General features: G+C 34.1%; 16 protein-coding genes. 5 read left to right on the top strand and 11 right to left on the bottom strand.

What is annotated here, in order from left to right; genetic code table 11:
* Positions 1–19: 19 nt before the first annotated feature.
* The 3 genes from ACYQ3L_RS16600 to ACYQ3L_RS16590 all read left to right on the top strand — a co-directional run bounded on the left by ACYQ3L_RS16600 (position 20) and on the right by ACYQ3L_RS16590 (position 1,379).
* Positions 20–667 carry a hypothetical protein gene (locus ACYQ3L_RS16600; RefSeq protein WP_379998048.1) on the top strand — a complete coding sequence of 216 codons (648 nt, stop codon included), beginning with the start codon at positions 20–22 and terminating at the stop codon, positions 665–667.
* A 150-nt stretch (positions 668–817) separates the two neighbouring features.
* A complete protein-coding gene (locus ACYQ3L_RS16595; RefSeq protein ID WP_379998050.1) occupies positions 818–1,204 on the top strand; it encodes a hypothetical protein in 387 nt (128 codons plus the stop codon).
* A 13-nt stretch (positions 1,205–1,217) separates the two neighbouring features.
* Entirely contained in the window at positions 1,218–1,379 is a 162-nt protein-coding gene (locus ACYQ3L_RS16590) for a hypothetical protein (protein ID WP_379998052.1), read from the top strand.
* 67 nt (positions 1,380–1,446) lie between these two features.
* Here ACYQ3L_RS16590 and ACYQ3L_RS16585 read toward each other — a convergent pair whose 3' ends face one another.
* The 11 genes from ACYQ3L_RS16585 to ACYQ3L_RS16535 all read right to left on the bottom strand — a co-directional run bounded on the left by ACYQ3L_RS16585 (position 1,447) and on the right by ACYQ3L_RS16535 (position 13,948).
* Positions 1,447–1,668 carry a helix-turn-helix domain-containing protein gene (locus ACYQ3L_RS16585; RefSeq protein ID WP_379998054.1) on the bottom strand — a complete coding sequence of 74 codons (222 nt, stop codon included), beginning with the start codon at positions 1,666–1,668 and terminating at the stop codon, positions 1,447–1,449.
* Between the two features lie 265 nt (positions 1,669–1,933).
* Positions 1,934–2,680, bottom strand: coding sequence for a LicD family protein (locus ACYQ3L_RS16580; RefSeq protein WP_379998056.1), 747 nt, complete (start codon positions 2,678–2,680; stop codon positions 1,934–1,936).
* On the bottom strand, positions 2,667–4,490 hold the full coding sequence (locus ACYQ3L_RS16575) for an aminotransferase class I/II-fold pyridoxal phosphate-dependent enzyme (RefSeq protein WP_379998058.1): 1,824 nt from the start codon (positions 4,488–4,490) through the stop codon (positions 2,667–2,669). The genes ACYQ3L_RS16580 and ACYQ3L_RS16575 overlap by 14 nt, the downstream gene beginning before the upstream one ends.
* 35 nt (positions 4,491–4,525) lie before the next feature.
* Positions 4,526–5,938 carry an HlyD family secretion protein gene (locus tag ACYQ3L_RS16570; protein ID WP_379998060.1) on the bottom strand — a complete coding sequence of 471 codons (1,413 nt, stop codon included), beginning with the start codon at positions 5,936–5,938 and terminating at the stop codon, positions 4,526–4,528.
* 10 nt (positions 5,939–5,948) lie between these two features.
* Positions 5,949–8,159, bottom strand: coding sequence for a peptidase domain-containing ABC transporter (locus ACYQ3L_RS16565; protein ID WP_379998062.1), 2,211 nt, complete (start codon positions 8,157–8,159; stop codon positions 5,949–5,951).
* Between the two features lie 192 nt (positions 8,160–8,351).
* On the bottom strand, positions 8,352–9,470 hold the full coding sequence (locus ACYQ3L_RS16560; RefSeq protein WP_379998064.1) for a thioredoxin-like domain-containing protein: 1,119 nt from the start codon (positions 9,468–9,470) through the stop codon (positions 8,352–8,354).
* Positions 9,471–9,553: 83 nt separating this feature from the next.
* Complete coding sequence (locus ACYQ3L_RS16555) at positions 9,554–9,760, bottom strand: TIGR04149 family rSAM-modified RiPP (protein WP_379998066.1); 207 nt, start codon at positions 9,758–9,760, stop codon at positions 9,554–9,556.
* Between the two features lie 91 nt (positions 9,761–9,851).
* Positions 9,852–11,432 carry a vitamin K epoxide reductase family protein gene (locus tag ACYQ3L_RS16550; protein ID WP_379998068.1) on the bottom strand — a complete coding sequence of 527 codons (1,581 nt, stop codon included), beginning with the start codon at positions 11,430–11,432 and terminating at the stop codon, positions 9,852–9,854.
* A 17-nt stretch (positions 11,433–11,449) separates the two neighbouring features.
* Entirely contained in the window at positions 11,450–12,223 is a 774-nt protein-coding gene (locus ACYQ3L_RS16545) for a galactosyltransferase-related protein (protein ID WP_379998070.1), read from the bottom strand.
* Positions 12,220–13,233 (bottom strand): lanthionine synthetase LanC family protein, encoded by a 1,014-nt coding sequence (locus ACYQ3L_RS16540; RefSeq protein WP_379998072.1) that lies wholly within the window; start codon positions 13,231–13,233, stop codon positions 12,220–12,222. Before ACYQ3L_RS16540 ends, ACYQ3L_RS16545 begins: the two co-directional genes overlap by 4 nt.
* Positions 13,234–13,825: 592 nt before the next feature.
* On the bottom strand, positions 13,826–13,948 hold the full coding sequence (locus ACYQ3L_RS16535) for a hypothetical protein (protein WP_379998074.1): 123 nt from the start codon (positions 13,946–13,948) through the stop codon (positions 13,826–13,828).
* A gap of 300 nt (positions 13,949–14,248) precedes the next feature.
* On the opposite strand from ACYQ3L_RS16535, the gene ACYQ3L_RS16530 reads away from it, so the two are divergent.
* Both ACYQ3L_RS16530 and ACYQ3L_RS16525 read left to right on the top strand, forming a co-directional pair.
* Positions 14,249–14,515, top strand: coding sequence for a ribonuclease H family protein (locus ACYQ3L_RS16530; protein ID WP_379998076.1), 267 nt, complete (start codon positions 14,249–14,251; stop codon positions 14,513–14,515).
* A 75-nt stretch (positions 14,516–14,590) separates the two neighbouring features.
* Positions 14,591–14,872 (top strand): HU family DNA-binding protein, encoded by a 282-nt coding sequence (locus ACYQ3L_RS16525; RefSeq protein WP_379998078.1) that lies wholly within the window; start codon positions 14,591–14,593, stop codon positions 14,870–14,872.
* Positions 14,873–14,901: the final 29 nt, after the last annotated feature.

Raw genomic sequence — 14,901 nt, 5'->3', positions numbered from 1 at the left:
TATAATTAATTAAATATTTATGAAATATATTGTATTATTCATTTGTATATTGGCTTTATCTTCTTGTTTCTCACAAAAGGAAGTTATAAAGAGTTCAACAATAAAGATTGAAGGGGGAACCGCAGGCATTAGGTCATTGATTAATATTGATGGATATTATCCTATTTCGTCAGAATTACGATATGGAGCAATTACATTTTTTGAAGATGGAACTTGGGTATATTTCGGATTTAAAAGTGGAATCCCCATAGAAGAAATCAAAAAAAATATGTCTGAATCTGTGTTAAATTGGTCTGGAAACAAACAAATCCGATGGGGAGTTGATTGGGGGGTATATACCATCCAAAATGATACTATTATCGTACATTCATATGACAAACCGGCTCTATTAAAGGCACTAGCCATATCTGAGATAAGATACAAGGTTGTAGACAAAAATACGATACAAAGAATTTATTTTAGAATCATATCAAAGGCAGATGATGACTATTATAAAACAAATAGTCCCTGGAGATATCAAGAACCCATGCATTTTACCCCAGCCGACTCAATACCGCCTTCAGACAACTGGTTAAAAGAAAACAAATGGATTTGGCGTAACGAATCCGACTGGAAAGACTATATGCAAAAAGTGGAACAGAAGAAAAAGCAATTTAAAAAGAAATGAAAAATAAATGTCTTGCTTGATGGGAAAGCCATTTCATAAGGGAGTGGGATAATTTCATTTATAAAATTCCATCGAAGATGGTAAAGAAAATATTATTTATTTCAGGTAGTCTATTAATCTTGTCTTCTTTATTTTTTAAAAGGGCAAACGATGGACAGTGTTAAATGCGAAGATTATTTTAGATGTATAAATAATGATTTATTAATAACAAGGTGGTCGCGAGCGCCAATATTAAAAGAATCAAATGATTCAATAATCTGTAAATTATGTGAAATTCTTTTGAATAATACATATGAAAAAGTAATTGCCACTTTAATTATAGATGAAAATGGTATTCCTGTCTGTGTAAAAACTATTCCGAAAATTGATAATGATTCTTTAAGAACTATAGTGAAAGAAATGTTATATGCGATAAAATTTAAGCCAGCAAAAAGATACGAAGAACCAGTAATTTCATATTATCCGATAATATTTAATGGACAAAGATGCGGAATGTATATGGCCAATACTAATAAAAGAGTGAAATATAAAAAATAAAACAGTAAGCAAATTGAAGATTGGACAATTCTCTGCCGGAATCAACTCTCAAGGTACGGATATTGCCAGTGGCCGGAAAGATAGGGAGGGATTGAAAGAAATAGTCCCTGGAGATATCAAGAACCCATGCATTTTATCCCAGCCGACTCAATACCGCCTTCAGATAACTGGTTAAAAGAAAAATTCATTTACCAAAGAATTTTCGGCAACAGCATTGTGCATATAAATCCCGGCTTGCTTCATTACTCTATCAAATTAGTCCTGTCCATCGGCACAGCGCCGAGCTGCATCCCGAACAGTTTTAATACCTGGTTCACTTTATCCATTTTCAGGGTTTCTTTCCCCTGTTCCAGTTCACGCAGGAAGCGAAGCCCTACACCTGCTTTCTGTGCGAACTCTTCCCGTGAAAATCCAAGCGCCTTGCGTTTAGTCTTCACATATTCGTTCAATGGTAAATTATTCATATTTGATACCTTTTCGGGTACAAATATAAGGATTTTATTTAATAAATACCCGAAAGGGTATTGTGTTGAAGTAATATTTGCAAGAATTATCAAATGAATGCCGGTAGTGTTTGGTAAATACCGGATCTGTTTTTTAGCTTTTCTTTTTTCTGGCGAGTTGTTTTAACCGGAGTTTCATGATAGCGTCGGCTATCTTCCCAGGCTTCTTCACTATTAAATAGTTCCAATATACAATTAAGTTTTGATTCAGAATCCTCTGCTCTATCTATTCGGAAGTCTTAATTTTAGTTGGGTGAAATTCTTTCCAAATCAGGCTTTCCGGATGATCACAAGAATTAAAAATATCAATATCAGGAAGTTTCTCTTGCTCTTCGATGCTGGGCAACTTCATATAATCACCATAACAACGTTTCAAATAAGAATCATAACCGATCGGGATTGGAAATTCATGCCCTTCAAAGCTGGCCGTATCCAAATATTCTATTTCCTCAAGTTTTAAATAGATTCTGGACTGGCTGAGAATTCTCTCAAATCCATTAGAAAACCAGCCATTTTTTGAATCATAATCATAAACAAAAATATCAAGTTGAATACCATTATGCCAGTTTGTTGAACTACTTTTGGACTTTTGGGCGCCAATATTATTACTGAACCGATCGCGTAAGCGGCCTTCAACAATAAAGCCCCATTCACCTATATTAGGATCTGAGTCTCGGTTTTGAAAAAATATATCAAAAGGTAAGTCTTTTACACCTTTCTCTATAAATAGATTATAGTCTTCTCTGAGCATACCTATATCTATATCATAATCCCATGGAATAAAACCCTGATGACGTATTGCTCCCAACAAAGTCCCATAATCTAACCAATAATCAATGTTGTATTTCTCACAAATAAAATTAAATATTCTAAGCAGTCTGAATAAGACAATATTTAATTGTTTTAGAGGAGTTCCCCCTGCCTCTCTTTCATCTGGGAATTGCGGGTATTTTAAGTAGTTATTTGTTCTCATTTCTTAACATTTTTAATGCCGTTAATAATTTATTATTATTAAATCTGTCTTTAATGGCAACTCGAACATATTCTTTGTTTTTTATGCCTTTTTTATCGGAGCAGTCTTTTATAAAAATATTATATTCCAATAATAGTTTTCGGGTTAGCTCTTTTGACGAATATTGTGAGGTAACCTCACATAAAAAATAATTGGCTTTAGAGGGGATAACTCTCAAATAAGTAATTTTACATAATTCACTGTATATATATTCCCTTTCCTCCATAAACCGGATACAGGCCTGCTTATAATCATTTCGATACCTATCTATAATTTGCATAAAAAATTCTCCGTATGAATTAATATTCCAGATGGGTAGTTGCTTATTTACTTGGTCAATTATATCCTTGTTTGAGGTAGCCAGTATTCCTAAACGAATACCAGGAACTCCGTATGATTTCGATACACTTTTTATAATAGCCAGATGTGGATTATCTTGGATTATCTTATTATCAAGTAAAGTATCTTCTTGACCATTACCTGAGAAATCGATAAATGATTCGTCTAATAGCATAAAAATATTACGTTCTCCAGCCCATAAGAGGAGATCTAAAACCTGCTTCTTCTCTATCATATTCCCACTCGGATTATCCGGATTTATTAATAGAAGAGATGATATATCCTTGTCTTCAAAATATTCTTTTATATCTTTTGAGCCATAACTAAAATTATCGGAGTTTACGGTGTAGCAAACTTTTGCTTGCTCTTCCAAACAGTTGGGATATTCCTCGAATGTTGGATAGATAATTCCTGTCTTGCCCCGTAATATATTCATTAGGGCTTTTATCAGCTCGGATGCGCCATTGGCCAGAACAATGCAATCAGGACTTATATTAAAAAAATTTGCGGCTAATCGATTGTTAACCTGGCTTCCTGAAGGGTATGAGGTCAATAAGGTTATAGAAAATTGTTTTATCTCCTCTAAGATCTGCTTAGTCGGAAAAAATGGATTAACCAGATAGCAGAAATCTATCATATCAGGGAAGCGCCAATAGCCCCCGTAGTGTTCTTTATAATTATTCAGTATATTTTTTTCAGCAGAAAATAGTGTCTGTGCAACTTGATAGTCTTGAACATCATCTATTTCATACCATTTCTCATTTTCTAAGGGCAATCCTTTTAGTTCAGTCTTTTCTATTTGAGTTAATATACCCAGAACTTCCTCATAATATTGGCTATTTCCGAATGCTTTTGTATAAGCTTCCAGAAAAGGAATATATCTGTTTCGGGAAAATTTCTTGCTGAATTTATGGATATTCACCGTTTTGTAATATTGGGATGTATTGGTTTGTTCAAAGGCTGATTTCAGGATAAAAGATGTTATCCTCCTTTCTTTATCCAGTTCTACCATAGTTCCACTCATCCAGTACTGATATGGAGCTACTACTGATAGATTAGGATATGGATCTGAAAGTAATCTACTAATTATTTTTTCTTCAAATATTAAATCTGATTCTAACAAAATAGTATCATCTTCATTGAGGTATTCTTTAGCCAAAAACAACGAATAGATATTATTGGTCTGACTATATAATGGATTATTTACAAAAGAAATAGGTATTGTCGGATATTGAATTGTCAGATGGTTTTCCAAATTATCATCACAATATCCTGTTACAATAATGATTTTACGAATATTATGTTTTAAGAGGCAATCGATAGTATAATCAATGAGTTTTTTTCCCGAAATATCAATCATGCATTTTGTATTATTCCGAGTTAATTCTTTCAAACGAGTCCCCATTCCGGCGGCTAAGATAATAGCTTGCATAATATTACGATTTTAGTGTTGTTCATATTCATTCGTTAGTTGTCCATTCCTTCTGTCCAAATTTTTCTCAAAGGCATAAAAAAGCGTTCTAGTAAGGAAATATCTTCGGTTACAATATCTGCTTGCGCTTGCATTTCAGGAAGGTAAGGTAATTCTTTCTCGTAGGTTGTCTTTAATCCATCTGGTAGTTCAATTTCTACTGTATAATAGGTTTCTCCTAGTGTGTTTTTTGTTGGAACCAGTGATATACTCTTTACTGTGCCTTTTATGATACCGTATTCATTGTCAGGAAAATTAGAGAAACGGATATTTACCTTTTGTCCCGGCTTTACTTTGCCTGAACGGGTTAACGGCATCTGGGCCTTACCGATAATTTCCAGATTATCTTTTGGTATAACTGTAAAAACAGTTTCCCCTGTTGTTACATTTTGGTTTTTTACCCAATAGCTAGTAAATGTCACACGACCGTCTATTGGGGTGACAAGGGCATAATTCAACTCCCATGCTTGTATCTCGGACAGGAGTTGCGCTATATAGGTTTTAAGCTGTGTCTCCAGTTGATTCTTTTTATCCTGATACTGGTATTCGGTATCAAGCAGGCTTTCCTGCATTCCGGTTATCTGCATTTCGGTATTTTGGATAGTGGAATGTATATTTTCCAGTGAAAGATAGCCTTGCAGGTATTGGTTACGGGTTGTTTCAAGCTCTTCGGAAGAGATGACCCCTTTTTTATTCAGTACCGAGTCCCTTTGGTATTGATTTCTACCCAGTTGGAACTGCTCTTTCACTATAGCTCTTTGTCCTGCAATGGTTTTATGGTAGTTTTGATATTGACTGATTTTTTCTTTCATAAAATCAATCTTTTGTGTATAGTATTGCAGGCGTTTGAATTCATAGTAATCGAAAAGCCTTATATAGAAACTGGAATACAGAGACTGTATTGCCCCTAATTTAAGATCTTTGGGTGGGAGGGTTATTAGAGTATCTATATTTTGGTTCAATAATTCTATATATTGTTTGAGGACTTGTATATCTTCTGTGTTTGCTGGATTTTCTATAACAGCCAGATAATCCCCAGTTTTCACTTCTTGTCTGTCCTGTATGTTCAACTCCTGTATTTTTCCAGAGGTTCTTGTAATTAATGCAGAGGCAGGAGTAGTCCCTGTAAGAGTCATGGTGGTAGCTATTATATCAGGATATTTGAAAATGGAACTTCCTATTAAAATAACTAATACAATAAGAGCAATGAGAGTAATGCCTCTCCGTAATATCCATGAGGGGATACTACCCAGTACTTCCTGGAATTCTTCGCTACGAAGCTCTATATCGGTATTACTTATTGACGTTTCGATCAATGTAAAACCAATAGATTTATCTGAACTATCGGATTCTGATATATTCTTTATTTTATTGATATCTTTTATATTTCTTTGAAACTCTTTATTCATTCTGCCTTTGTTATATACCTAATTCCAGTTGATTTTTTACCAGTGTATAATAGACTCCTCTTTTATCAGTCAGTTCCTTATGTGTTCCTTCTTCTATGATCTTGCCATTGTCCATGACCACAATGTTGTCTGCGCTTTGCACTGTACTGAGGCGATGGGCTACGATAACAACAGTCTTTCCTTTATAAAAACTATTCAGGTTATCTAGTATAATCCTTTCATTGTTGGCATCCAATGCATTAGTTGCTTCATCGAAAAAAAGAAAATCAGGGTTTTTATACACAGCCCGGGCGATCAAAAGTCGCTGACGTTGACCTTGACTAATACCGTTTCCTTCCATTCCTATTTTAGTATCATATTTAAGAGGCAATGATTCTATAAATTCCTTAATATTAGCGATCTTTACTGCGCGTAATAATTTTTTCTTATCTAGGATATCTTCTCCTACAGCTATATTATTAGCTATGGTATCGGAGAAAATGAAGCCATCTTGCATTACGGCTCCCGATTTATGTCTCCACAAATGAGGATTTATATCATCGATTGGAATATCCTCTACCTTTATCTTTCCTTTATTAGGCTGATAAAAAGCCAAAAGTAGTTTTATCAAAGTGGTCTTGCCGCTTCCGCTGGCTCCAACAATGGCTGTTATCTTATCTTCGGGTATAATAAGGTTTATTCCGTTTAAGACATAATCCCGGTCTGCGCCGTCGTAGCTGAAATACAAATCCTCTATATAGAGTGACTTACGTGCAGGCAATTCGTTTATTTTCGATCCGATGGTTTGTTCTTCATCTTCTTTATTGTGAATCTCATTTAGACGTTCGAGGCTTATCTTGGCATCCTGTGCCGCCTGCACAAAGCCTATTACTTGTCCGATTGGGCCGGATAACTGGCCAATAATGTAACTGACGGACATCATCATGCCCAATGTCATCTCTCCCTCGATAACAGAGCGGGCGGCAATGAATGAGACAAAAAGTGAGGTTGTCTGGCTGAAAAAGACCGATCCCATTTGCTGATATTGTCCCAATGCAAGTCCTTTAATGCTTATATTGAAGAGTTTTACTTGTATACGTTCCCATTTCCAGCGTTGTTGCTTTTCGCAATTATTAAGCTTGATTTCCTGCATACCTGTTACTATTTGTACCAGATTGCTTTGTTCGGCAGAGGCTTGTGAAAAACGTGCCATATCCAGTTTCCGGCGATACCTCAAGAATAAAAGTATCCATAGGATATATAAAGCATTGCCTAAAACAAATATAGCTAATATGGTAAGGTTATAGTAAGTAAGGATAAAGGTAAATATGATAAAGTTGACAAACGAAAACAGGGTGGTCAGGGTAGAACCCGTAAGGAAGGATTTGATACGGTCATTATCCCCGATACGCTGCATGATATCTCCCACGTTCTTTGTATCGAAGAAACGGAGTGGTAACTTCATTAATTTAGAGAGAAAGTCTGAAATAAGTGATATGCTGATACGACTGTTGACATGGAGCGTAATCCAGTTGCGGATAAATTCAACTGCTATCTGAGTAATAAAAAGGATTAATTGGGATATTAATACAAGTGTAACAAAATTCAGATTGCTATATCCTATCCCCTGATCCACGGCAGCCTGGGTAAGAAATGGCAGGATAAGTGAAAGTACACTCCCGACTAATAGTCCCATAATAAGCTGTATGACCTGTGATCTGTAAGGACGGAGATAGCCAAGAAAATAGTGGATACTTTTATTTGATCCATCCAATCTGTTATCCTGTATGTAGAAATCAGGGGTCGGATCTAATAACAGGGCTGTGCCAGTATCTTCCCCACCTGAACAGGAACTAATCCAGCATTTGAGGAATTCAGTCTTGTTCATTGTATATTTTTCTCCGGCTGGATCAGAAATCTTAATCTCATAATGACCATTGCGTTTCTTTTTGATACTGTAACAGACGACAAAATGATTCTGATTCCAATGTAGAATGCAAGGTAGAGGTTTTTCCGCTACAAGTTGATCAAAGCTTATTTTAATTCCACTCGTGCGGAAGCCGATTGATTCGGCGGCATCACTGATACCAAGCATGGAAACGCCTTCTCGAGTAATAAAGCTCTTTTCCCGCAGATAATGAACCGAAAAGCTACGTCCGTAATACTTCGAGATCATTCGAAGGCAAGTCGGACCACAATCCATAGCATCTAATTGACGGGAAGAAGGGAATATTTGTAACATAAAAAAGTATTATTTATTATAAAATAGTTTTGAAGTGTTGATCTCACCAGAAGTCCAATATACAATTTTCCCCAATTATCAATAATAAGATAGATTGAGAATGGAACAACACATAACTGTCTTATTTTTAATTGTATCTAGTTTTATTGAAGATGATATCTAATCACCTAAAACTCATAGCTAAAATATCATTTAATAACCTAAGTATTTCCCGTTACTGCTATTTATAATCTTGTCCAACAACTCATCCAAATCTTCACTATCAATGTTTACACTTAAAATTACACCATGCTTATCTATTAATATTCCATAAGGAATACCATCAAATTTATATTTATTTCTTATTTCGGAAATCCAGGCATCATCTAAACCTGCACAATGCAGCCAATTGTTAATTTGGTGCTTTTTGATCGCATTAATCCAATTCTTTTTCTCTTTATCCAGAGAAATCCCTATAATTTCCAGACCTTTAGTTTTATATTTATCATATATTTTATTTAAGACAGGAATATCATCTATACAGGGGCCGCACCACGATGCCCAAAAATCCAAATATAAAAAATCCGATCGACCAACAAAATCGCCAAGCGTAACAGGTATACCATTGGTATCGAATGCTGAAAAGTCTTTATATTGAGTCCCGACAAGGAGTTCCCGTGATTTATAATTCTCTCTGGTTTTAATGATCTTTGTTATGGATTTGTTCGTCTTTCTATCTCCTATATTAGTTATTATTTTCTCAAAAATACTGTCCGGACAAGATGTTGCATGTCCTGAAAGTATGTATTCACCTAATGGATTATCAATATTGTCTATAATCATATTTCCTATAAAACTGTTATAAGAAATATAGTTATTCAATTGTATCAAACTATCTATAGATGACTTTTGCGGAATCCGGTCATACTTAAAATAATCATCATAATAAGCGTGTGTGGAATCTCTATACATCTGAAGTTTATTATTGATAGGAGTGCCTTCTAAATGATGATCTACAGAGTCGACATCTATTTCGATTATTCCCGTTTCCGGAATTAAGGCTATGACTTTGTTATAATAATGATCGGCAATTCCAATATAAGAAACCCCATTTTTGTATTCCTTGCCTTCGAAGCTAAATTTTCCATTTGCTATCCGCGTAGAATCTTCAGAAACGACATTGTTTTTTTCGTTGTATAAACTAAGTACAACCATTTTCCCTTCATAATAGGGATTAGTAAATCCTTTCACATGAAAAGATCTGTTTGTCTGGCTAAACAAAGAAGTTGAAATTAGAATGCTGAACAAAAAGTGGAAAAATCTTTTTATCATATTATTAATATTTTATATGAGAGTAATCCTTCCAGATTACTCTCGCTTATTGAATTCAGATCAGTGTTTTTTAGATTCTGATATCAGTCCTTCAACTTACATTTGCAGGTAGCTTTATGGGCATTAGGAGTTTCGTTTACACACCTCATATTGCTACCACAATCATCAGAACAGCTACTATTGCAATTACGTCCACCAGATGAAGAGTATTCTCCTCCAAAAATCATTTTCATTTCATACTCTTTCAATTCTGAAGCACCTTGAAGCTTTAGTTTACTTAATTTCTTCATAAAAGTAAATTTTAAGTGATATTGCAGATTCTTATTAACAAGTGATCAGCTTGCAGCCTGTAGTCCCGCAACTTAACTACAAGGAATAGATTTATAAATCTAATGTTGTAAAATATTTTAAATCTTCAATTTTATAATTATCCGGCAATTTATATCCATTGACTAAGATTGTCGGCGTAGCAGGACGGATCCCTGTTGCCTTTTTCCAGTTCTCATGCTTTTGAAACTCTTTTCTTACAATATCACTTTCTTTATTCACATTATATATTTCAAAAATTTCTTCATTTTTAAGGTTCTTCTCTTCAAACCATCTCCTATAAATTTTGCGCCTCTCTTTAATTTCTTTTTCAAAATAAATAGCAGAAAGAAATTTATTACTAATATTTAATTCTTCTCCAAACGAAGAAAATATATACTGGATACACAGATTACTTGACTCATCCAACATTTTTTCTATTCGTTTATGCATTTTGGCACAAGGATTGCAATGAGGATTGGTAAGGATAGTTACAAGAATGTCTGCCCCTGTATTTCCCCATAAGATTGAGGATGTACTTTTATCCACCTCATAGAAAGGTTGTTTTTTTAAAATTGCAGAGAATACATTCTCGTCAGTTTTTATACTGTTTAATTCTTGCGTTATTTGCTCCATTTTCTTGTTTTGCCCTAAATTAGGGATTAGCGTATTTATTAACAATATGGGTATCAGATACAGTAAAATTGTTAATAAGGTATCTGAAATACTTATTTCAGGGAACTGAATTAATCCAAATCCTAGATTAAGGAAAAATGTAATCCCGAGTAAACATTGGACAATCAGACATAACGGGCACCATTGTTTTGCTTTAAATTTTTGATACCAGATGCTCCAAAATGAATACGGAAGAGCTAAGATGTTTATCAAAACCATATATGGTATTAGATTGGGAAAATAAGCTGTAATAACTATATTTCCAATAAAATAGCCTAATCCTATTTCGCTCCAACCAACTACACCACCCAGCTTAGCCGCATCGGATTCCAAAATATTATTACAATCACTCTGGCTAAACAATGAGCATATTTTATCTCCATACTCGCTATGTATATGTATTTGTTTTAAAACCAATAAGTAACTGATATAAATACCAGCTATATTAACTGTCGTTAATAAATAATATTCAATTCCCTTACCTAAGTTATTGCGAATAAAAGCAATAGCTAAAACAAAAAATATGGCTGTCCATAATCCTTTTTTTTGAAGCTGTTTGAAGATTTGTGTTTTGTAGTTCGATTTATATTCAGGTTCAACGGAATTCTCATCGGATTCGGCATATAATATAATTCCAGACCATATCTCGCAAAACTCGTCAATAGTGATACTCAAATCTTTCTTATTCCAGATATAATAAACCCTGTCAATTGTTATTTTATAGACAACGACAAAATCAGAACCTATATGGGCTATAAATGGGGTTTCCAACTCTCTTATTGCTGCCTGTTTATTTTGAACTTTAACGCCTGTATTCTCAATGTTATAGCTAGATAACATCCTTGATAACCCAAATAGATTATACTTATGGGGGTGTTCGTTATATAGTTTATTGGTATATTCCTTTGTATGCTTTACATCCAGATAATCTAAAAAAGAGGATAAAATATTTTTTTCTTTATTGTTTAGAAATAATTTCATAATAATAGTTATGCTATTTAGGAGTGTATTGTTAGATTTTCTTTAATTTCCTGCATGGATGAATTTTCAAAGTTGAAACGGGCAGCTGACGATATCTGGCTAAATAGAGAAGACCTGAATTTGCTATTGTCCCCTCTGGAATGTGATAAGTGGAACAACGGAGTATTAACCCGATATATTCTGTATCCTAATCCAGCAAAGCGGTAGTAACGGTCAAAATCATCATTTCCCCAGCCATAATGCCTTTCATTTTCCATCCCTGCCTCTATATATTTTTCTCTATTAACAATTACTGCGCCACCGACCATCGGTTGATGGTATAAAAGGTCTAGTTTGTTCTTGTTTCTGTATAGAACCCTGATATCTTTTGTCTTTAGATAATATTTGCGTAAAATATCTGAAGTTTCCAGGAATATGCCATTATATGGATAAGCGATATCTGCATTATTTGTACGTATATAGTTAGTTGCTTCCACAATAGCTTTTTTATCAATAACTACATCTGTATCCCATAATGCCATAATGGGTGTATCAATTTCATTTGTTAACTGATTAAAATAGAATGTGCGATGAAATACGTTGTCTTTATCTTCGATAAATTTATATATTACCTTTCCCGGTAACAACGATTTCAAAATCCCATTATAGTAATCCGTAACTTCTACAATAATAATATTCGTCTCGAAATATTTACATAACTGGGATGTGACAGCTTGTATATTCTCTAAGCGATCAATAGAATCTAGTCTTACAACTATAATAAATGTTGTGTCTTTCATATCTATTTTCATATCGAATCTCTTATTATATGCATGATCATATTTACTCCACAATATCCATTCAGTCCGATATGTCTTTTCAGATATTCAGTGTTGGATAATGATTCCCAAATCAACGATTTTTCGATCTTTTCTAATGCTTTAATATAAAATGTATTTAAGTTCAGATTTTGCTTTTCATTTTTATCTAACGATAGCATTAGTAGACATATTCCTGAAATTCCATCTTTTACAAACATATTTTTGTTTCGAAACTCATTGAGCAAATCATCAATATTGATTTGTTTAGTCAATAAAATACAATATTCGGCAAGATGCTTGTCTTTGATACAGGCATTTATCTTGCTAATACCCCATAATAAATGAAGTTTTTTTGAATTAAGAAATCCAAACTTAGATAAAAGGAAAGGTGTTATTTCCTGGATAATCTTTATGATTTTATAGCTGTATATATTAAGCTGGTAAATCTTACTTAACGCGAAAAGGAATAATGGTAAATCTGTATTTATATTGAAGCCGATGGTATTATCCTTTAATATATATTCTATTTTTGTATGAAGAGTATTAATTATCTGTATCGTAAGTTCATTGAAAAGATACTCTTGTTCTTTTTGTAAGGATTGTTTTCTTATATAAATATAAAATAATATTTGGATGAGGATAGATATATTATTATCCGATTCTTGAAAACTGACTTGTTTGAAGATTTCATCGTCTATTTCTTTCAAAATCACATTTTCATCCCCCTCTACATATCCGTTTTTTATTAAATAATTTATACCGATGGCTATTCCTGACAAACCACTTTCTATGTCAATAGTACTAACCGTAGTAATTTGTTCAAATGTTTCATCAATCAATTTTTCTGCAATTTTAGTATATCGTTCGTTGTTTTCTATTTTCCCCAAATGATAGAAATAAATACACAGTCCCATCTTTCCTGAAAAAAGACCAATTGGAATATCTTTCGTGTCCAGTATAGTAGTTAATTGAGATTTAAACTCTGCGAGATGCTTATTCATAGAGCTATGTTATTTTAATATATATTTCAATCTTTAGACAAAAAGATCTCATCACCTATAGGTTCAAAACTGTAAAATATAAAAACGATTAACTGATTCTATTAAGAGCGTTTTTCCTGTTTTACATCTATAGTATATTTTTATAATTTTATCGCAAAAAAACTTATTTATTGTTATAATTTCATTACATAAATCTATCATTTATGTTAAATTACATGAGAGAGTTTTTTGACAGTAAAAGTTAATATGTCTAATCACAATAATTGTAAAGTGCCTTTCAGAGAGATAGAAGTCCTTGAGTGCTGTTTTTCAGAATCTATAAAATAGCTGTAGATACTGATTATAAGAAATAGTTATTAAGGCTTATCATAGATTATTCGGGGTTAAACCGTGACTATTTCAATTCATATTTATGAATAAGACACATAGACAAGCAGGCTATGCCGGCTTAGCCAATGTTGTGCGACCGCTTACTGTTTATGAACTACTTACATAGACATTTCTACTCCGCTACTCACTCCCTTAGCATATACCATTCTTACCCTATGCTCGATAGGTATTTATCTGGAAGTCTTTGTTTTATACAAGGGAATCATGGTTGACAAGTGGCTGCCGGCATTTCGTATTCCGAATATTCTGAAGCATTGCCGGAATCGAATCGTTTACCTTCTTTATAATAGTAAAAGCTGTTCTTCGTAGTTTTTGCAAAACGCATAAATACGATATATATTTTTATTTTAGCTTTTCTTTTTTCTGGCAAGTTGTTTTAACCAGAGCTCCATGATAGCATCGGCTATTTCCTGGGCTTCTTCCCTGTTCAAAATATGGTTCTGGTATATATAGTCGCCAGCTTGTGATCAACCGGATTAAATGTGTTGGAAATAAAATAGTTACAATAAATCTTGCCATGTCCTTGCATATACAGGGAAAACAAGGTTGTCCCGGAGTATAAATACCCCTTGTAGAAGCTCTGTGGACAGGGCAAATTTTCCTGGAGGATTTAGGCAACCAAACGGTGAATATCGGCGAGTTCCTGGGGGTGGTTGCGGCTGTAAAATATATCATTGAAAATAATTACCATCCCAGGGTTATTTATACAGACAGCTTTACGGCTATAACCTGGCTTAACAACAAAAAAACGGCATCAGGGAAGAAAAATACGGAATTGGGGAAAGCCGAAGTCTTTTTGAAAGTGTTTTCTACGGAAGTGGATAAGATTAAAATATTACATTGGAAAAATGATTTATGGGGAGAAAATCCGGCAGATTTTGGGTGTAAATGATAAGACATGAATATTGTTAGACCGGTGCCTTCTGGTTCGCAGGAATAGGAAGGCACGCTTATTTTAATGAATGTTATGGCAAAGAAGAAATCGGAAATAGATAAACTGGTAAGCTTGGCCGCGAAGAAAGCCGGGGTATCCCAGAAATACATAGCCGACAGCTTAAGCCCGGTACTGGAAACTATTATAGAGGTATTGTCCGGAGGAAACAATATCACCATACAAGGTTTCGGGTCATTCCAGGTAAAAACCATGAAGGAACGCAAGTCAAGAAATCCGAAGACCGGGGAGTTAATTGTCCTTCCGGAAAGGATGGTTGTTAAGTTTAAGCTGACAAACGGAAACCCGGTAAAATGACCCGCTTTTTATCCTGCCTGTACCTGATG

It is taken from the genome of Dysgonomonas termitidis, from assembly GCF_054657735.1.
This window is presented reverse-complemented; position numbering and strand designations above follow the sequence as displayed.

Coding starts and splice junctions, on each gene's coding strand:
- ACYQ3L_RS16555 (WP_379998066.1), bottom strand. CDS start 9,760: ATGAAGAAATTAAGTAAACTAAAGCTTCAAGGTGCTTCAGAATTGAAA.
- ACYQ3L_RS16570 (WP_379998060.1), bottom strand. CDS start 5,938: ATGAATAAAGAGTTTCAAAGAAATATAAAAGATATCAATAAAATAAAG.
- ACYQ3L_RS16585 (WP_379998054.1), bottom strand. CDS start 1,668: ATGAATAATTTACCATTGAACGAATATGTGAAGACTAAACGCAAGGCG.
- ACYQ3L_RS16565 (WP_379998062.1), bottom strand. CDS start 8,159: ATGTTACAAATATTCCCTTCTTCCCGTCAATTAGATGCTATGGATTGT.
- ACYQ3L_RS16600 (WP_379998048.1), top strand. CDS start 20: ATGAAATATATTGTATTATTCATTTGTATATTGGCTTTATCTTCTTGT.
- ACYQ3L_RS16580 (WP_379998056.1), bottom strand. CDS start 2,680: ATGAGAACAAATAACTACTTAAAATACCCGCAATTCCCAGATGAAAGA.
- ACYQ3L_RS16595 (WP_379998050.1), top strand. CDS start 818: ATGGACAGTGTTAAATGCGAAGATTATTTTAGATGTATAAATAATGAT.
- ACYQ3L_RS16535 (WP_379998074.1), bottom strand. CDS start 13,948: ATGCGTTTTGCAAAAACTACGAAGAACAGCTTTTACTATTATAAAGAA.
- ACYQ3L_RS16525 (WP_379998078.1), top strand. CDS start 14,591: ATGGCAAAGAAGAAATCGGAAATAGATAAACTGGTAAGCTTGGCCGCG.
- ACYQ3L_RS16575 (WP_379998058.1), bottom strand. CDS start 4,490: ATGCAAGCTATTATCTTAGCCGCCGGAATGGGGACTCGTTTGAAAGAA.
- ACYQ3L_RS16560 (WP_379998064.1), bottom strand. CDS start 9,470: ATGATAAAAAGATTTTTCCACTTTTTGTTCAGCATTCTAATTTCAACT.
- ACYQ3L_RS16545 (WP_379998070.1), bottom strand. CDS start 12,223: ATGAAAATAGATATGAAAGACACAACATTTATTATAGTTGTAAGACTA.
- ACYQ3L_RS16550 (WP_379998068.1), bottom strand. CDS start 11,432: ATGAAATTATTTCTAAACAATAAAGAAAAAAATATTTTATCCTCTTTT.
- ACYQ3L_RS16540 (WP_379998072.1), bottom strand. CDS start 13,233: ATGAATAAGCATCTCGCAGAGTTTAAATCTCAATTAACTACTATACTG.